The organism is Actinoplanes sichuanensis (assembly GCF_033097365.1).
Taxonomy (GTDB): domain Bacteria; phylum Actinomycetota; class Actinomycetes; order Mycobacteriales; family Micromonosporaceae; genus Actinoplanes; species Actinoplanes sichuanensis.
Window position 1 is genome coordinate 10,168,078 of record NZ_AP028461.1, and the last position, 17,340, is coordinate 10,185,417.

Consider the following 17,340-nt stretch of genomic DNA (forward strand, 5'->3'; position numbering starts at 1 on the left):
CGTTCACACAGGGAGCGTGCGTAGTCTTGGCGCGGGAAGCCTGGGAGGCCGGACGTGTTCGAGAATCTGAACTGGTGGGAGATCGGCGCGCTGCTCATGCTCGCGCTGCTGATCTTCGGGGAGCGTCTGCCCAAGGTGCTCGGCGACGGGCTGAAGATGCTGCGTGGGCTGCGCAACATGGCTCAGGGTGCGACCGCTGACCTGAGCCGTGAGCTCGGCACCGACATCCAGCTGGAAGACCTGCACCCGAAGGCGTTCATCCGTAAGCATCTGCTCAGCGAGGAGGACGAGCAGGCGCTGCGCAAGCCCCTGCAGAACCTCTTCGACGACGTGAAACAGGACCTCAACGGGGTCAAGGCGGAGCTGAACGACGTAGCCTCGGCCGTCGACATCCGCAAAGGCAGCGCATCGCAGACGGCGGCGCCGGCCGAGGCTCCTCGACCGGCGCCGCGTTACGACCTCGACGCGACCTAACCTTTACGAGCGTTGACCATGAGGCCCAGCGGCTTGCCGACCAGGGACTCACGACGGACCGCCAGTTTGTCGGCGACACCGTCCAGCGCCTTGGCGGCCGGGGCCTCCGGATCGGCCAGCACGATCGGGGTGCCGCCGTCGCCGGCCTCACGCACCCGGGTGTCCAGCGGGATCTGACCCAGCAGCGGCACCCGGGCGCCGATCGTCTTGGAGAGCGAGTCGGCCACCGTCTCACCACCGCCCGCGCCGAAGACCTCCATGCGCGAACCGTCCGGCAACTCCAGCCACGACATGTTCTCCACCACACCGACCAGGCGCTGGTGGGTCTGCAGGGCGATCGCACCGGCCCGCTCGGCCACCTCGGCGGCGGCCATCTGCGGGGTGGTGACGACCAGGATCTCCGCGTTCGGCAGGAGCTGGGCCAGCGAGATGGCCACGTCACCGGTGCCCGGTGGCAGGTCGAGCAGCAGCACGTCCAGGTCGCCCCAGTAGACGTCGGCGAGGAACTGCTGGAGCGCCCGGTGCAGCATCGGGCCGCGCCAGACCACCGCGGCGTTGCCGGCGGTGAACATGCCGATCGAGATCACCTTCACACCGTGCGACTGCGGCGGCATGATCATTTCCTCGACGCGGGTCGGCTTGCCCTCGACACCGAGCATCCGAGGCACCGAGTGGCCGTAGATGTCCGCGTCGATCACGCCGACCGACAGACCCCGCTTGGCGAGCGCCGCGGCCAGGTTCACCGTGACGCTCGACTTGCCGACGCCGCCCTTGCCGCTGGCCACCGCATACACCCTGGTCCGGGAGCCGGGCTGGGCGAAGGGGATGACCGGCTCGGCGGACGCGCCGCCACCCCGGAGGGTGGTCTGCAGCGCCTTGCGCTGTTCGTCGTTCATCACGCCGAAGTTGATCTCGACCCGGTCGATGCCGGGAATCTTCGTGACGGCGGCGGTGATGTCGTTGTTCAGCTTGTCCCGCAGCGGGCAGCCGGCGACGGTGAGCAACAGATCGACCTTGACCAGGCCGTCGCTCACGGTGAAGCCCGAGACCATGCCGAGGTCGGTGATCGGGCGGCGGATCTCGGGATCGTCCACGGTCGCCAGAGCGGCCTGGATGGCGTCCTCGAGCGTGGATGCAGGAGCGGACATGCAGCCCATGCTACGTCGAGGTCAGGAGTGCTCCTCCTCCCGGTGAGGCTTGTTCGCGACGTGGAGACCAGGCGATTCAGTCCTCGTAGGGGTCGGTCGAGGCGGGTCGCGAAGAGGCCTCGTCCTGACGTGCCCGCTTCTCCCGCCTCAACGCTGCTTCATCCAGTTCATCGGCCAGGCGGGACAGCTCGGTGCGGAGGAAATCCCTGGTCGCGACATCGTTGAGGGCGATCCGCAGCGCGGCGATCTCGCGGGCCAGGAACTCGGTGTCGGCCTTCTGCATCGCGGCCCGACGTCGATCCTCTTCCATGATCAGCCGGTCGCGATCGGTCTGCCGGTTCTGCGCCAACAGGATCAGCGGCGCGGCGTACGACGCCTGCAACGACAGGACCAGCGTGAGGAAGGTGAACGTGTACGGGTCGAAACGCAGGTTCTCCGGTGCGAGCGTGTTCCACGCGAACCAGGCGGCGATCACCACCGTCATGTAGACGATGAACTTCGCCGTCCCCATGTACCGCGCGATGCTCTCCGACCAGCGGCCGAACGCCTCCGGATCGAATTTCGGCAGCTGCACCCGCCCCGGCTCGCGCGGCTGGTCGAGCCGGTCCCTGCGCTCGGTCACGCCGCCCCCTCGTCGTGGGCGTCCCGGTCACGCCAGTCCCGCGGTAGTGAATGGTCCAGCACGTCGTCGACGGTGACCGCGCCCAACAGCCGGTTCGTCGAGTCGACCACCGGCATCGCCACCAGGTCGTACGTCGCCATCCGCCGGGTGATCTCGAGCAGCCCGGTCTCGGTCCGCAGCGGCTCGATCCCGCTGTCCACCAGCCCGCCCACGATCGACGCCGGTGGTTCCCGCAGCAGTCGCTGGAAATGCACCATGCCCAGGTACCTACCCGTCGGTGTGGCCGCCGGCGCGCGGGCCACGAAAACCTGGGCGGCGACCACCGATGACAGCTCCGGGTTACGAATCCGGGCCAGCGCCTCGGCGACCGTGGTGTCCGGGGTGAGGATCACCGGTTCCGAGGTCATCACACTGCCCGCGGTGCCCGGCCGGTAGCTCATCAGCTGGCGTACCGGCGCCGCCTCCTCCGGCTCCATCAGGTCGAGCAGTACCGCCTGCTCCGTTTGCGGCAGCTCGGCCAGCAGGTCGGCGGCGTCGTCCGGGTCCATCCGCTCCAGCACGTCCGCGGCACGTTCCCGTTCCAGGGCGACCAGGATCTCCACCTGGTCGTGCTCGGGCAGCTCCTCGAGCACGTCGGCGAGCCGCCGGTCGTCCATGGCCGCGGCCACCTCGTTCCGGCGGGCGTCCGGCATGTCCTGCAGCGCGTTCGCCACGTCGGCCGGGCGCAGCTGGTCGAGGAGGGCGATCAGGTTGGCGGTGCCCTGCGCGTCGGCCGGGCCGACCATGCCGCGGACCCGGTCGTACTCGGCCTGATAGACGTGCCCGCGCCGGGTCAGCCGCCCGGTGTGCTCGCGAACCGCGACCCGCGTGATGATCCACTCGGTGTTCCGGTTCAGCTCCATGCCGATGTCCAGCACCGAACCGGACTGCTCCGGCCCGTCGCCGTCCGGCGCCACCGACACCCGGCGGTCCAGCAGGTCCTCCACGACGAGCAGCTCGTTCGGCCGTTTCTCGAAGCGCCGCAGGTTCAGCGAGCCGGTGCCGAGCACGACCGCCTCCGCGTCCATGCTGGTGATCCGCCCGATCGGCAGGAAGATCCGTCGCCGCAGCGCCATCTCGGCCACCAGCCCGACCACCTGCGGCGGACGGTTCGTGGTGCGTAACCGGACCACGGCGTCACGAACCCGCCCGACACGGTCGCCGTTCGGGTCGAACACCGGAAGACCGGCGAGGCGAGCCAGGTAAACCCTCGTCCCCATGGTCACGACCTCAGATTAGGTTAGGGTCCGGACATGTCCACCGTGGCGTACGAGATCGTCGACGTGTTCACGGATCGGCCGTTCGCCGGCAATCCGCTGGCCGTGGTGTTCGGCGGCGCCGATCTGGCCACCGTTCAGATGCAGGCGCTGGCCCGTGAGTTCAACCTTTCGGAGACGGTCTTCCTGCTCCCGCCGGTGACCGTCGGCGCCACCCACCGGGTCCGGATCTTCACGCCGACCATCGAGTTGCCGTTCGCCGGGCATCCCAGCGTCGGGTCGGCGGTCACCGCGATGCGGCGTGGCCTGCTCCAGCCGGGCGAGGTGGTCCAGGAGTGCGGCGCCGGCCTGCTGCCGATCACCGTGACCGCGGCCGGTTCGGCCACTCTCACCGGGGCCGCCCCGACGCTCGGCGAACCACTCGATCCGGCGCCGTTGCTCGCCGCGGCGGGCCTGACGGCCGCCGATCTCGACGGCGAGGCCGCCCCGCGTACCGCAGGCTGTGGTCTTGATTGGGTCTTTCTTCCGGTACGCCGGGAGGCGCTCGCCCGGGTACGGGTCAACCCGCGGGCCGCCGAGGAGGCGGGCTGCGCCGACCTGAGTGTGTTCGCCTGGTCCGGTGCCGAGGCCTACGCCCGGGTCTTCTCCGCCACGTGGACCGTCGACGAGGACCCGGCCACCGGATCGGCCGCCCTGGCCCTGGGCGTCTGGCTGGTCGCCGCGGGCCGACTCCCGCCGGACGGCACATCGGCCTACCGGATCCACCAGGGCATGGAGATGAAACGCCCGTCCCGCCTCGACTGCACGGTGACGGCCGCCGCCGGCGTCGCGATCTCGACCACGGTGACCGGCCACGTCCACCCGGTGGCCGCCGGCGAGATCGCGGTCCCCCCGTTCATCGGTTGACCCCAGAGCACGGCTGGCTCTCAGCGCTGTCCCGGCCCGGCCGGGCCGGGACTGGCGACCAGCCGGGTCAGCGCTTCGTCACGCGGTGAAGGCGGAACGGGCGGCGGGTCTCGATCCGGGCCGGGGTCTCGCGCGGTGGGGCGGCCTGCGAATCGGCCGGCAGATCGGCGGAACCGACCGCGGTCTCGGTCGCCGGGGTCAGCCGGACCAGGGCGCAGCCGTCGGCCACCCAGCGGGCGACCAGTTCGTCGGCGGTACCCGAGGCGTTGAGGCGCTTGCCGGCGAGTTGGGGCGCGATCTCGGTCCACTCCTCGGAATCCGGGACCAGCCGGGTCACCGTCGCCTCAGACTGCACGATCAGGCCGCCGTGGTCGCCGCGCAACCGGATCGTGGCCCGCTGTGCCTCGGCCAGCCCCGGCGCGAACTGCTCACCCGGCCCGCTCACCACGACCAGCGAGGCCTCCACCGGCATGCACCAGAGTGCGTGGGCCGGCCCGTCCCCGACGGAGATCCAGGCGATGGCCGCCTTCTTGATCGCCTCATCCAGCACCCCAGAGCTCACCGCGCCATCCTCCCACGGCACGGGGCGGTGAGCGCCCCACCGGGAACCACCCAGCCGGCCCGGTGGTTGCGGGCTCCCGGCCGTACCGAATCGGGTCAGAGAAGAGCCGGGACCGGATCCAGGAGTGCCAGGACCTCGGTGAGGGACCGCACCGTCCGCCCGGCGAAGTTGGTGTCGGCGTCGAAGACGAGATGGTTGGCGAGATCAGGAGCGGTCAGTCGCACCGGCGTCATGCCCACCGCGGCGGCTCCGGTGAGCTCGTGGCTGCCGCCGTCACCGACGTAGAGGCAGTCCTCCGGCTCGACGCCGAGGCGGGCGCACGCGGCCAGATAGATCTCCGGGTCCGGTTTGCAGACACCCAGCTCGACCGAGTAGATCTGAGCGTCCAGCAGCGGAGCCACGGGGAGACCGGGCAGGAAGGCGGGGAGTTCGTGGGTGCAGTCACTGACGACCGCGGTGCGCACGCCACGACTCCGGATGGCGGTCAGGGCGCTGACCGCTTCCGGTCGCAGCTGCGTGTCGGCGCGGAGGGCGTCGACACGGGCGGGCATCGCGGCGCGGATCGCGCCGGGGCGTGGCCGCCCGCCGGCCTGCTCGATGACCCAGCGCAGGGTGGCCTCCGCGGAGCCGTATCGGCCGCAGGCGCGGGCCCGGAAGGTACGGTCGAGGACGCCTGTGACGGCCTCGGGATCGGCGCCGAGAGACCTGGCGATCGCCGCGTGCTGGGGGCCACGCTGGACAGACCGGGTCAAAGTGCCGAAAAAGTCAAACACGACCGCACGGTACGCGGGCATGTAAATCGTCCTCCAGGACATCGAGGGATGGAAACGGGCGGTAAGCCGTCGGTGACTGTAGCGAGTCCATCACTGTCAGCCAATAGACAGTTACCAAGTGCACTGGTCGGCTGCGCAAGAAGCGATGGCCGGGGATGAATGTGCGCTCATCGGCTCAAGTGGCCGCACCGACCGTGATCGCCCTGACCGTCGCGGTGCTCGCGGTCTCGTCGTCGGCGCCGCTCATCGCGTTCGCGGCCGCCCCCGCGCTGGCGATCGCGTTCTGGCGTAACAGCCTGGCCGGCCTGGTGCTCACCCCGATCGCACTGGGACCGCGTCGCGCCGAGGTGAAACGGGCCGCCCGCGGCCCGGCCGGACTGTTCTGCGTGCTGGCCGGTATCGCGCTGGCCGCCCATTTCGCCACCTGGATGCCGAGCGTCCAACTGGGCTCGGTGGCCACCGCGACGGCCCTCGTCGCGACCCAGCCGGTGTGGCAGGGCCTGATCGCGGCCGCACAGGGGCGGCGCCCGTCGACGGCGGGCTGGCTGGGCATCGGCCTGGCCGTGGCCGGCGCGGCCTGGGCCACCGGAGTCGATCTCGGGGTCTCCTCGCAGGCGGTCCTGGCCGACGTGCTGGCACTGCTCGGAGCACTCGCCGCGGCGGTGTACACGGCGCTCGGCGAGCGGGCCCGCACCGAGCTCAGCACCACCACCTACACCTGGATCTGCTACGGCACGTGCGCCGTCCTGCTGCTCGGGGTCTGCCTGGCCTTCGGGGTGGATCTGACCGGCTACGACGGGCGGACCTGGGCGGCGATCCTGGCCCTGGTCGCCGGTGCGCAGCTGCTCGGGCACTCGATGTTCAACTACGCACTCCAGCACACCTCGGCGACCACGGTCAGCGTGCTGATCCTGCTGGAGGTGCCGGGTGCCGCGTTCCTCGCCTGGTGGTGGCTGGGTCAGACGCCGCGTGCGGAGTCGCTGCCCGGACTGGTCCTGCTGGTGTCCGGGGTCGCGGTGTTCATTCTCGGACAGGCCTCTTTCAAGCTAATTCGTCGCTGATGTAACCGATCCTCCCTGTCGATGACGGAACGTCGGCAGTTGCCGCTCGTTGTCCCGGGCGGGTATTGAAGGGGGATGCCATGCATCGCGAACGAGTGGTCCGGCTGCTCCTCGCCGGGGCGCTCGTCATGACCACTCCCGGCTGCGCCACCGGCGACGACGCCGATCCCTCGCCGCCGGCCGGGCCGACCGGCGGCTGGCGCACGGCGGGCTGCGAGTTCCATCACCCACCGCACTTCACGACGCTCGGCTCCCGGCGGCTGCCGGCGACGCCGCCGCGGCTCACCGCCGCGATGGAACGGATCGACCGGGCCGGGCGCGAGCGGTTCGCCGACAGCTTCGCGGGCCTCGAGGTCGATCAGGCGAGGGTACGGGCAATCGTGTACCGGGTTCCGTCGGAGGCTTTCGACGCCTTCATCAGGAACACGGCCGAGGACAACTGCGTAGTGGTCCGGGACGCCGCCCACGCGGTGGCGGAACTCACCGAGTGGCACGACCGGGTGGTGGCCGACCTGCCGTACTGGTCGGCACAGGGCATCCACATCACCACGGTGGGTAGTCGTCACGACGGGGCGGGTGTCGAGATCGGCACACTCGACCTCGAGGCGACACGTCGCGAATTCCGCTCCCGATACGGTGACGGGGCGCCGTTGGTGCTGGTCGAGGAGGGTCCCGTCCGCCCGCTGAGCACCGCTCCGTAACAGCCTCCGACCGTGTCGGATTACGGTCGGCACGAACGCCACAGTGACACGATGTTTGCCCCGGCCTGCCGGAGCAGGCAGGATCGCCGCATGGTCTTCGACGCCCGTTCCACCGGGGGCAGCCCGTCCCGGCGCGACACCACACGTCCCGCCGACGGCCGACCACCCAACTCCGGCTCACCCGCCAACGACGCCGATCGCCCGTCCGGCTCCGACATGCAGGACCTGGTCGAGGCCGAACTGGTCGAGGTGTCCGGCGACGCGCCCGTCACGCTCCGCCTGGACGGCAAGGTCGCCCTGGTCACCGGTGCCGGCAGCCCCGACGGGATCGGGTATGCGACGGCCCGCCGCCTGCGTGATCTCGGCGCCCGGGTGGCGATCGTCTCCACCACCCGCCGCATCCACGACCGCGCCTCCGAGCTCGGTGTGACCGGTTTCGTGGCCGATCTCACCGACGAGTCCGAGGTCGGTGCCCTCGCCGACGCCATCTCCGACCAGCTCGGTGATGTCGAGGTGCTGGTCAACAACGCGGGTTTGGCCAGCCGGGCCAGTCCCGAGGTGCTCCGGCCGGTCGCCCAGCTCACCTACGACGAGTGGAAATCGGAGATCGATCGCAACCTGAGCACCGCGTTCCTGTGCAGTCGCGCGTTCTGCGGCAGCATGTCGGAGCGGGGCTGGGGCCGGATCGTGAACCTCGCCGCCACCGCCGGCCCGGTGAACGCGCTGCCCACCGAGGCGGCCTACGCGGCGGCCAAGGCCGGTGTGGTCGGTCTCACCCGTGCGCTGGCGATGGAGCTGGTCGCCGACGGCATCAACGTGAACTGTGTGGCGCCCGGCACGATCTACACGGCCGCGTCCACGGTCACCGAGATCAAGCAGGGTCTCGGCACACCGATCGGCCGGCCCGGGACGCCGGACGAGGTGGCCGCGGCGGTGGCGTTCCTCTGCTCGCCGGCCTCGTCGTACATCACCGGCCAGATGCTCGTCGTCGACGGTGGCAACAGCGTCCGAGAGGCCCAGTTCCGCTGACCGGCGGATCGCCAGGGGGCCGGTCCGGCCCCCTGGCGTCGCGGTCCCCATGCCGCCGGCTTTCCCCGGCGCCGCGCCCTTTCCTGCGGCGCCGTGGTTTTTCTCATGGCGCCGCAGTCTTTCCTGCGGTGCCGCGCCCTTTCCAGCGGTGCTGTGGTTTTCTCATGGCGCCGGGGTCTTCCTGCGGTGCCGTGGTCTTTCCGCGGTGCCGTGGTCGTCCTGTGGTGCCGTGGTCCTTCCCGCGGCGCCGCAGTCTTTCCTGTGGTGCCTTGGTCTTTCCCGCGGCGCCGTGGTCTCTCGCTCCGGTGCCGTCAGAACGTGCCGGACCCGCTGGAGCCCTCGGCGATGGCGAAGATGATCAGCGCGGCGTAAAGGGCACCCACGATGAGGCCGATGATCGTCAGGATGTAGCCGACCCACAGCCCGGCCGTGGCCAGCCCCTCCCCGCCCTCGTGGGTCTGCCTGATCTGCTTTTTCGCGATGTGCCCCAGAACGATGCCGACCGGAGCGCTGATGCAGGTCAGGACGCCCGCGATCGAACACACCAGGGACGCGATGGCCAGCGCGTTGGTGCTCTGCGGCGGCCCGTACGGCGAGTACGGCGCCCCGTAACCGGGCGCTCCGAACGGCGATTTGTCCGGCGGCGGCCCGTAGGCCGGGCCGCCATACGGCGGTGCCGGTGGCGGGAAACCGGATCCGCTGAACGGCGGTGGCGGGAAACCGGATCCGCTGGACGGCGGTGGCGGGAAACCGGATCCGCTGGACGGCCCCGGGTACGGCATCGTCGGATCGCTGGGCGGGGGCTGCGCAGGCTGATACGGATCCGCCGGCCGGTAGGGGTCCGGTGATGGCTGATACGGATCCGGTGGATAGGTCATGGAAGGTCCTCCTCGAGTCCTCGCACCGTACAGCGGGTGAAGGACTCAGACAGCCTACGAGCGCGTGTCACCTGGGATTTCGACTCCGGACAACCGCGTGAGCCGGCCCACCGCGCGCTCCACGGCGAGGCATCGATCCTCGACGTAGTCGATCCCGGCCTCCGCGGCGATCCGCCGTGCCTCGGCCGACACGATGCCGCTCTGCAGCCACACCGCGGGCGCCTTGATCGCGACGGCCTGCCGCACCACGTCCACCGCGTCCCGAGCGGGCCGAAAGACATTCACCAGGTCGACGGGCTCGTCCAGGTCGGCCAGCGTGGGCACGGTGGGGATGCCGAAGACCTCGTCGACGAACGGGTTGACCGGCCGGATCCGCCAGCCGTGCCGCAGGATCTGCAGCGGCACGGTGTGCGCCGGCTTGAACGGGTCACGGGACGCTCCGACCACCGCGATGACCTTCGCCTCGGCCAGGATCTGTTGAGCACTCCGCATACATCGACTCTATGCCGGGCGCCCACCGCCCCGGTTCGGCCCGCGCGGTCGGCCCGCGCGCCCGGTTCGGCCCGCGCGGTTGGCCCGCGCGCCCGGTTCGGCCCGCGCGGTCGGCCCGCGCGCCCGGTTCGGCCCGCGCGGTCGGCCCGCGCGCCCGGTTCGGTCCGCGCGCCCGGTTCGGCCCGCGCGCTCGGCGCCGCCGCCTCGCTCAGCCCCGGGGTGCCTTCAGAGCAGCGTCATCTGGGCGTTGGACGGCGCCGGAGTGGGCGTCTGGCGGGCGGTGGCGGGCGACGGGTTGTGCAGGCCGTGACGGCGGGCCGCCATCCGCACCCGGGCGCCGATCTCGTCCTGATAGGCCCGGGGCAGGTAGGAGCCGTTGCCGAACAGCTCCCGGTATCGCGGCCGGAGCTCCGGATGCTCCCGACCGATCCACGACGCATACCACTCGCGGGCCCCCGGCCGCAGGTGCAGCGGGATCGGCGTGACCCCGGTGGCACCGGCCGCCGCGATCTCCGCCACCGTCTCGTCGATCGACTCCTCGGTGTCGGTGAGGCCGGGCAGGATCGGGGCCATCAGCACACCGACGCGGAATCCGGCGTCGGTGAGTCGGCGAACCGTCTCCAGCCGGCGGCGCGGACTCGGCGTGCCGGGCTCGACCGAGCGCCAGATCGTCTCGTCCACGAAGCCGATCGAGAAGGCCAGGCCGACCCGGGTCACCTCGGCAGCCTGCCGGAGCAGATCGAGATCGCGCAGGATCAGGGTGCCCTTGGTCAGGATCGAGAACGGGTTGGCGTGGTCGCGCAGCGCCGCCAGGATCTCCGGCATCAACCGGTAGCGCCCCTCGGCCCGCTGGTAGACGTCCACATTCGTGCCCATGGCGATCGGCGCGCCGGACCAGCGCGGGGCGCCCAACTCGCGGCGGATCAGCTCACCGGCGTTGACCTTCACCACCACGCGGGTGTCGAAGTCGTGACCGGAATCCAGGTCGAGGTAGGTGTGCGTGTTGCGGGCGAAGCAGTTGTGGCTGACCACTCCGTCGGCGATGAAGTCGCCGGTGCCCGTCGAAATGTCGAAGAGCGGCAGGGTGAGGCCGAGTTCCTCGATGTCGACCACGGCGAGCCGCCGCTCCCGGCGCACCCCCACCCCGGAGGCGTCCAGCGCGCTCATCGAGGCCCCGGTCAGGTGCCGGAACCGCAGAGCGGCCTCCAGATGCCGCTCGGTCTCCACCCGGCCGACCATGCCCGGTCGCAGCGGCCCCGGCCCGCGAGCGGCCAGCCCGAGATGGGTCAGCGCCTCCGCGATCCGGCGCAGGTAGGCCGCGTCGCCGCAGGCGAACGTGACGGCGAGCCGGTCGGTACGGCCGACCGCGCCGAACGCGCCAGCCAGGAAGCCCCGGAACCAGTCGCCGGTCGGGATCTCGGGCCACCGGACCGCCTCGGTCAGCGAGACGTCGTCGAGATAGCCGTCGGCCCGAACCCAGGCGTCGCTCTCCGCCGCCGTTCCGCCGTCCGCGGCGTCCCCCCGGACCAGGCCGCAGACGAACCCGGACTGGTAGTCGGGTGACTCCTTGGGCGGGTCGGCGAACCGGCCCACCCCGAACATCAGGTCGCCGATCGCCAGAGCCGGCAGGTGCGGCTCGGCGGGGCTGACGTGCCGCCAGCCCCGGTCGGTCAGGAACCTGTGGTCGCCGCTGCCGACCAGCCGGGTGCCGTCGGCCAGGGTGACCCGGAAGGCGGGCTTGCTCGTCTCCCAGTGGTCGAGCACGGTGGTCGGCACGTAGCGGCGGTGCGCCCCGGCGCCCATGGTGCCCATCACCGCGTCGCCGGGGCGGATCTGCGCCAGCGGCCGCGTGGAGCCGTCGGCGAGCAGGATCGGCGTGTCCCCGGCCAGGCAGTAGGTGCAGGCGTGAGAGCAGCCGCGATAGGGGTTGACGGTCCACTCGAACGGCACCCGTGACTGCCCCGGAACCCGGTTGATCAGGGATTTCGCGCGCACCTCGTAGAAGGTCATGCCCGCGAACCCGGGCGTGTCGAAGGTGCGGACTGTCGCACCGGGCAGCACCGGCAGCAGGGGTGGAGCCGCCGGCGCCGCCCTGTCCAGGAGCGTGGCGTCACCGGGCCGAGCCGACAGATTGGACCATCGCATGGCGAGTATTCGAACACACGTTCTAGGCGGTGTCCATGACCTTCCTCGAACAGGTGTACACAACGGAGCGTACGCCGAAAGGCCCGCGGATCGAATGATCCACGGGCCTTTGCGTTGTGTATCGGGTCAGCTACGGCCGGCTGCCGTCGCCTCTTCCTTGGTCGGCTCCTCGGCGGCCGCGGTGGCCTTCTCCGGCTCGGCGGCCTCGGCGGTCTCGCCGTGCGCGGCCTTGCGGTGTGCGGCCATCTGGTCGCGCACCTCGTCCATGTCGAGCTCCTGAACCTTCTCGATCAGGCTCTCGAGCGAGGACTCGGGGAGTGCGCCGGGCTGGGCGAAGACCACGACGCCGTCGCGGATCGCCATGATCGTCGGGATCGACCGGATGTCGAACTTGGCGGCGAGCAGCTGCTCGGCCTCGGTGTCGACCTTGCCGAAGGTGATCTCCGGGTGCTTCTCCGAGGAGCGCTCGTAGGTCGGCGCGAAGCGGACGCAGGGCCCGCACCAGCTGGCCCAGAAGTCGACCAGGACGATGCCGTCCTTGTTGGTGACCTCGTCGAAGTTCGCTGTGGTCAGCGTAACCGTCGCCATGATGCCTCCGTCTGCGGGAATCGCTTTCGTCGGGTGAAACTCCGGGTACCCGTTAGTCATTCCCGTACTGAGTGCCGCGACACGTGGCGTGCGGCACGTTCCGGGTTTCACACCCGCAAACGACACGGGCGCCTCATCGTAACGGATAGTAGGCGCTTGGTGTCTGTTTGCTGACACGATCGAGACGCCACTTCGTTGATTGATCGTATGATCTAGGCGATATGCCCAGGCTACCCGCCGCCAATGGGAGCGATCCCGAGTGTGGGCCGAAATAGTTAACTAACCTAAATGTGAGCTGCCTCACAAACGAAAGTCCTTCACATGGATACGGACGGTGAGGCAAACTCTTTCCCAACAGAGCGTGGGCGGCGGGTGCCGGGGAGGGCCCCGCCGCTCATTGCGTCTCCTGCCGAATTGCTCCGGCATTTCCTCTCGTCTATGCGGCCCACTCGTCTATGGTGCCCGCGTCACAGACTTCGCGGTGCCCGCGTCACAGACTTCGCCGCCGTGGTGATCACCCTGTCGGTGGCCCGCCGGCCGAATCGGTAGCCTAACGCCCCATGACCGCGGGCGAGGACCAATCCACCGAGGTCGGCGTGGGCCCGTGGACGGGTGAGCGGCCGACCGGCGACCACTGGGATCCCGAGCTGCTGGAACTGGGCGACCGGCGCAACGTGGTGGACCGGTACCGCTACTGGACCCGGGAGGCCGTGGTCGCCGATCTCGACACCCGCCGGCACGGGTTCCACATCGCGATCGAGAACTGGCAGCACGACTTCAACATCGGCACCGTGGTGCGCAACGCCAACGCGTTCCTCGCCGCCGAGGTGCACATCGTCGGCCAGCGGCGCTGGAACCGCCGGGGTGCCATGGTCACCGACCGGTACCAGCACGTGCGGCATCACCCGGCGATCGAGGACTTCGTGACCTGGGCGGCCGCCGAGGACCTGCCGATCATCGGTATCGACAACCTGCCGGGTTCCCGCCCGATGGAGACGACCACGCTGCCGCGCCGGTGCGTTCTGCTCTTCGGTCAGGAGGGCCCCGGTCTGTCCGAGCCGGCCCGGAAGGCGTGCGATCAGCTCTTCTCGATCGCCCAGTACGGCTCCACCCGCTCGATCAACGCCGGGGTGGCCAGCGGAATCGCCATGCACGCCTGGATCCGGGCGCACGCCGGGCCGCCGCCGGACTGACCCGGATCGGCCCGTCTTCGGCCGATTCGCTTGACGCCGCGCCGCCCGACCAGCACGGTATGGAGTGTGGGTGTCACGGTGAGTTGCCCTAGGTGCGCTGCGCAGGTTCGGAAACCGGATCTGATGCACAGCAGCTGGCGGTGCGACAACTGTGGCGACGTTCCGCCATTCCACGTCGCCGAGCACATCAGCGCGGAGATAGTCGGGACGGTGCTGCGGGAGTCGGCGTCGAGCGCGGAGCGGATACCGCTCTGGTGTCCCTGGCCGCTGCCGTCCGGGTGGATGGTCACCGGGGCCGGCTGGTCGGGTGACGACCGGTTCGGGGTGCGCGCCACGGTTCTCGCCTGCAGTGGTCCGGAGCCGCTCGGCGGTGGGCCGGCGGACCTGATCCTGATCGCCGAGCAGCCGGGTGTCGGGCTGGGTACGCGGTTCGCCGGTATCCCCGGGCTGGACCCCGGCCACCTGCTCTCCGAGGCGCTCGCCGACCGTGGCTCCCATGCCGGTCCACATGCGAAGATCAAGGCGGCCGGGCACCCCACTCCACTGTGGTGTGTCAAGTCGCCGGAGGATCGCAGCGCCTACGTGAGTGAGGCAAAAGGAATGTGGCTCTATGCGGTAGCGTGGCCCGCGAGCGCGGGCTATCTTCTCGCGGAGCACGTCGTCCTGCACGATCTCTCCGAGGGTGTGCCGCCCGAGCTCGTGTTCGGGGCGCCGTCGCCCTACCTGCACGGTCGTGCCTGATCACTTAGGTGTGACCGGCCCCAATGGCAATCGACTTTCTGGCCACTTTGTTCACACGAAGCGACGAAGCTGATACCGTCGGTATTGCCGCGGCGCTGAGCGTTTAACCCGCACCGGAGGAGAAGGCCCCCATGGTCAAGAAGGTCCTCACCTGGCTTGGTATTGCATTCTTGATCTTCTTCATCGCCTTCAACCCGACCGCCGCGGCGTCGGTGTTCGAGTCACTCGGAGGCACGATCGCCGACATCGCCGAGGGCTTCGGCACGTTCTTCACCGACCTCGTCGCATAGCATCTCTACATGGATCCTGGTGAGCCGCGCGACCCGCGAGGTGAGGGCGCACGCCGCCCTCAGGACGACGACGACAGCTACGGGTGGCGTGACCCCTCGCTGGACGATGATCCTGATTACCCGGACGGCGAGCCCTATGGGGACGAAGCAGCCTACGGGCGACGTCGTCGAGTGGACGACACCTTCGACGAGACCGACGAGTACGAGGCGCCCAGCTTCACCGCGGAGGAGCTCGAAGGGCTCGACCGTGGAGGTGGGCCGCGCCGGTTCCTGCCCCTGGAGGACGAGCCGACCACGTTGGTCGCCCGCTACCTGTTCCCCACCGAGCGCTACCGCGGTGAGTGGAAACGGCACTGGATCCACCTGGCCAAGCCGGTGGGCATCGGTGCCGCCGCCACGCTCCTCCTCGGTTACCTCGCCGGCTTCCTGACCAAACAGAACATCAACGGCCTGGTCACCGTGGCCGTGCTGGTCTGGCTCGGGGTGATCAGCTGGGTGGCCTGGGAGGTCTTCGACTGGTACTTCGACAGGTTCATCCTCACCAACAAGCGCGTGATGGTGGTCAACGGCATCGTCACCCGCAAGGTGGCCATGATGCCCCTCCTCCGGGTGACCGACATGAAGTACGAGCAGTCCGCCCTCGGCCGGATGCTCAGCTACGGCACGTTCGTCCTCGAATCGGCCGGCCAGGATCAGGCGTTGCGCGAGGTCAAGCACCTGCCCAACCCCAACGAGCTGTACCTGCGTGTGGTCGAGGAGATGTATGAGCCGCAGGCCGTCGAGGCCCGGCTCGGCAAGGACGACGAGGGGGACGACGCCTGACCTGGGCGCCGCCCGCAGCGGCGCTCAGCGGTAGCGTGACAGTGATGACCAGTATCGACCTGCACTGTCACTCCACCGCCAGCGACGGCACGCTCACCCCGGCCGAACTGGTCCGAGCCGGGGCGGCCGCCGGCCTCGACGTCATGGCGATCACCGACCACGACACCACCGGCGGCTGGGCCGAGGCCGCAGCCGCCCGCCCCGAGGGGATGCGGCTGGTCCGCGGCGCGGAGCTGTCCTGCCGTTGGCGCGGTGCCGAGCCGGCCATCCCGCTGCACCTGCTGGCCTACCTGTTCGACCCGGCCGAGCCGGTGCTCGCGGCGAAACTGGCCGGGCTCCGCGAGGATCGGGAGCAGCGCGGCGAACGGATCGTCGCCAAGCTGCGAGCCGACGGCGTGCCGATCACCTGGGAAGAGGTGTACGGGTACGCCGCCGGCGGCTCGGTGGGCCGGCCGCACATCGCACAGGCCCTGATCAGAGCCGGTCTGGTGAAGACCACCAACGAGGCTTTCGAGTCCGCGTGGCTGGGCGCCAGGTACTTCGTACCAAAGTCTGATCTTGATGTTTTCGATGCGGTCCGGGCCGTCCGGGAAGCCGGCGGCGTCGTGGTCTTCGCCCACCCCCGGGCGACCAAACGCGGCCGGGTCGTGCCCGACGAGCTGATCACCGCATTGGCCGAGGCGGGCCTCTTCGGCCTGGAGGCCGACCACGAGGACCACTCGCCCGCCGAGCGGGCCCAGATCCGGGCGTTGGCGGAACGGCTCGGCCTCGCCGTCACCGGATCGTCCGATTTCCACGGTACGCACAAGACCGTTCAGCTCGGCGCCTTCACAACCGCCCCCGAGATGTACGAGAAGATCGTCTCCGCCGCGACCGGGGTACCGGTCCTGGGGTGACACTCGCGCGCCTCTCACTGCGGCGTGGTGCCGGTCCTGGGGTGACGCTCGCGCTTTTCACTGCGGCGTGGTGCCGTCCTCGGGTGACGCTCGCCGCACCGAACTGCGTTCGACGAGTGACGACCCATAGCCTGCACGGGTGAATGTCAAGCTGTTCGGCGAGTTCTTCGTGACGCTCCTGGTGATCGTCGACCCGCCCGGCATGGTCCCGGTCTTCCTCGGCCTCACCGGATCCATGCCGGCGAAGGCGCGGAACAAGGCCGCCACCCAGGCCGTGCTGCTCGCCCTCGGCGTGATCGTCGGGTTCGCCGTCGCCGGGCAGACCCTCCTCGACTACCTGCACGTCCAGTTGCCCGCGCTCCAGGCGGCCGGCGGTCTGCTGCTCGTCCTGGTGGCGTTGCAGCTGCTCACCGGCAAAACCGACGAACCCGCTGAACAGGGCGGCACCAGCAACGTCGCCCTCGTCCCGATCGGCACCCCGCTGCTGGCCGGGCCGGGCGCCATCGTCGCCACCATGCTGTACGTGCAGCGGGCCGAGAGCGCCGACGAGTACCTGATCCTGGCGGCCGCGATCCTCGCGGTGATGGCCTGTGTGTGGCTGGTGCTGCGCTTCTCCGGCGTGATCGTCCGGCTGCTGCGTCCGGCCGGCATCGAGGTGCTCACCCGCATCGCGGGCCTGCTGCTGGCGGCCATCGCGGTGCAGCTCATCGCCGACGCGATCAATGCCTTCGTGAAGTCGTACGCCGCCCTGCCCTGACCGGAA

General features: G+C 70.1%; 20 protein-coding genes. 11 read left to right on the forward strand and 9 right to left on the reverse strand.

Features of this window, described 5'->3' with window-relative positions:
• The first annotated feature begins 54 nt into the window (after window positions 1–54).
• Window positions 55–474, forward strand: a complete 420-nt coding sequence (locus tag Q0Z83_RS46755) for a Sec-independent protein translocase family protein (RefSeq protein ID WP_317790014.1) — start codon at window positions 55–57, stop codon at window positions 472–474.
• On the opposite strand, the gene Q0Z83_RS46760 is transcribed toward Q0Z83_RS46755, so the two are convergent.
• The 3 genes from Q0Z83_RS46760 to Q0Z83_RS46770 all read right to left on the reverse strand — a co-directional run bounded on the left by Q0Z83_RS46760 (window position 471) and on the right by Q0Z83_RS46770 (window position 3,509).
• Window positions 471–1,622: an Mrp/NBP35 family ATP-binding protein gene (locus Q0Z83_RS46760; protein ID WP_317790015.1), complete on the reverse strand. Its 1,152-nt coding sequence runs from the start codon at window positions 1,620–1,622 to the stop codon at window positions 471–473. The two genes, Q0Z83_RS46755 and Q0Z83_RS46760, sit on opposite strands and share 4 nt — an antisense overlap.
• 76 nt (window positions 1,623–1,698) lie before the next feature.
• A complete protein-coding gene (locus Q0Z83_RS46765; protein WP_317790016.1) occupies window positions 1,699–2,244 on the reverse strand; it encodes a DUF1003 domain-containing protein in 546 nt (181 codons plus the stop codon).
• Window positions 2,241–3,509, reverse strand: a complete 1,269-nt coding sequence (locus Q0Z83_RS46770) for a magnesium transporter MgtE N-terminal domain-containing protein (RefSeq protein ID WP_317790017.1) — start codon at window positions 3,507–3,509, stop codon at window positions 2,241–2,243. Before Q0Z83_RS46770 ends, Q0Z83_RS46765 begins: the two co-directional genes overlap by 4 nt.
• 27 nt (window positions 3,510–3,536) lie before the next feature.
• Between Q0Z83_RS46770 and Q0Z83_RS46775 the strand changes: the two genes are divergently transcribed.
• Window positions 3,537–4,406, forward strand: a complete 870-nt coding sequence (locus tag Q0Z83_RS46775) for a PhzF family phenazine biosynthesis protein (protein ID WP_317790018.1) — start codon at window positions 3,537–3,539, stop codon at window positions 4,404–4,406.
• Between the two features lie 67 nt (window positions 4,407–4,473).
• On the opposite strand, the gene Q0Z83_RS46780 is transcribed toward Q0Z83_RS46775, so the two are convergent.
• Window positions 4,474–4,968: a hypothetical protein gene (locus Q0Z83_RS46780; RefSeq protein WP_317790019.1), complete on the reverse strand. Its 495-nt coding sequence runs from the start codon at window positions 4,966–4,968 to the stop codon at window positions 4,474–4,476.
• A 95-nt stretch (window positions 4,969–5,063) separates the two neighbouring features.
• Complete coding sequence (locus tag Q0Z83_RS46785; protein WP_317790020.1) at window positions 5,064–5,762, reverse strand: HAD family hydrolase; 699 nt, start codon at window positions 5,760–5,762, stop codon at window positions 5,064–5,066.
• A 134-nt stretch (window positions 5,763–5,896) separates the two neighbouring features.
• On the opposite strand from Q0Z83_RS46785, the gene Q0Z83_RS46790 reads away from it, so the two are divergent.
• From Q0Z83_RS46790 to Q0Z83_RS46800, 3 genes are all read left to right on the forward strand, one after another.
• Window positions 5,897–6,802, forward strand: a complete 906-nt coding sequence (locus tag Q0Z83_RS46790; RefSeq protein ID WP_317790021.1) for a DMT family transporter — start codon at window positions 5,897–5,899, stop codon at window positions 6,800–6,802.
• Window positions 6,803–6,882: 80 nt separating this feature from the next.
• The gene (locus Q0Z83_RS46795) at window positions 6,883–7,503 is read left to right on the forward strand and encodes a hypothetical protein (protein WP_317790022.1); all 621 of its coding nucleotides are present in this window, start codon (window positions 6,883–6,885) and stop codon (window positions 7,501–7,503) included.
• A 90-nt stretch (window positions 7,504–7,593) separates the two neighbouring features.
• Complete coding sequence (locus tag Q0Z83_RS46800; RefSeq protein ID WP_317790023.1) at window positions 7,594–8,532, forward strand: SDR family NAD(P)-dependent oxidoreductase; 939 nt, start codon at window positions 7,594–7,596, stop codon at window positions 8,530–8,532.
• Between the two features lie 311 nt (window positions 8,533–8,843).
• Here Q0Z83_RS46800 and Q0Z83_RS46805 read toward each other — a convergent pair whose 3' ends face one another.
• From Q0Z83_RS46805 to trxA, 4 genes are all read right to left on the reverse strand, one after another.
• On the reverse strand, window positions 8,844–9,314 hold the full coding sequence (locus Q0Z83_RS46805) for a DUF4190 domain-containing protein (RefSeq protein ID WP_317790024.1): 471 nt from the start codon (window positions 9,312–9,314) through the stop codon (window positions 8,844–8,846).
• Window positions 9,315–9,464: 150 nt separating this feature from the next.
• On the reverse strand, window positions 9,465–9,902 hold the full coding sequence (locus tag Q0Z83_RS46810; protein WP_317790025.1) for a CoA-binding protein: 438 nt from the start codon (window positions 9,900–9,902) through the stop codon (window positions 9,465–9,467).
• 225 nt (window positions 9,903–10,127) lie between these two features.
• The gene (locus tag Q0Z83_RS46815; protein ID WP_317790026.1) at window positions 10,128–12,047 is read right to left on the reverse strand and encodes an intein-containing Rv2578c family radical SAM protein; all 1,920 of its coding nucleotides are present in this window, start codon (window positions 12,045–12,047) and stop codon (window positions 10,128–10,130) included.
• Window positions 12,048–12,173: 126 nt separating this feature from the next.
• Complete coding sequence (gene trxA, locus Q0Z83_RS46820; protein WP_317790027.1) at window positions 12,174–12,635, reverse strand: thioredoxin; 462 nt, start codon at window positions 12,633–12,635, stop codon at window positions 12,174–12,176.
• Between the two features lie 560 nt (window positions 12,636–13,195).
• Between trxA and Q0Z83_RS46825 the strand changes: the two genes are divergently transcribed.
• From Q0Z83_RS46825 to Q0Z83_RS46850, 6 genes are all read left to right on the forward strand, one after another.
• The gene (locus tag Q0Z83_RS46825) at window positions 13,196–13,828 is read left to right on the forward strand and encodes a TrmH family RNA methyltransferase (protein WP_317790028.1); all 633 of its coding nucleotides are present in this window, start codon (window positions 13,196–13,198) and stop codon (window positions 13,826–13,828) included.
• Window positions 13,829–13,906: 78 nt separating this feature from the next.
• Window positions 13,907–14,569 carry a DUF6758 family protein gene (locus tag Q0Z83_RS46830; RefSeq protein ID WP_317790029.1) on the forward strand — a complete coding sequence of 221 codons (663 nt, stop codon included), beginning with the start codon at window positions 13,907–13,909 and terminating at the stop codon, window positions 14,567–14,569.
• Window positions 14,570–14,700: 131 nt separating this feature from the next.
• Window positions 14,701–14,859, forward strand: a complete 159-nt coding sequence (locus tag Q0Z83_RS46835; RefSeq protein WP_170167336.1) for a hypothetical protein — start codon at window positions 14,701–14,703, stop codon at window positions 14,857–14,859.
• Between the two features lie 9 nt (window positions 14,860–14,868).
• Window positions 14,869–15,681: a PH domain-containing protein gene (locus Q0Z83_RS46840; protein WP_317790030.1), complete on the forward strand. Its 813-nt coding sequence runs from the start codon at window positions 14,869–14,871 to the stop codon at window positions 15,679–15,681.
• A gap of 41 nt (window positions 15,682–15,722) precedes the next feature.
• Entirely contained in the window at window positions 15,723–16,577 is an 855-nt protein-coding gene (locus Q0Z83_RS46845) for a PHP domain-containing protein (protein ID WP_317790032.1), read from the forward strand.
• A gap of 139 nt (window positions 16,578–16,716) precedes the next feature.
• Window positions 16,717–17,334, forward strand: coding sequence for a MarC family protein (locus Q0Z83_RS46850; RefSeq protein WP_317790033.1), 618 nt, complete (start codon window positions 16,717–16,719; stop codon window positions 17,332–17,334).
• Window positions 17,335–17,340 lie beyond the last annotated feature (6 nt).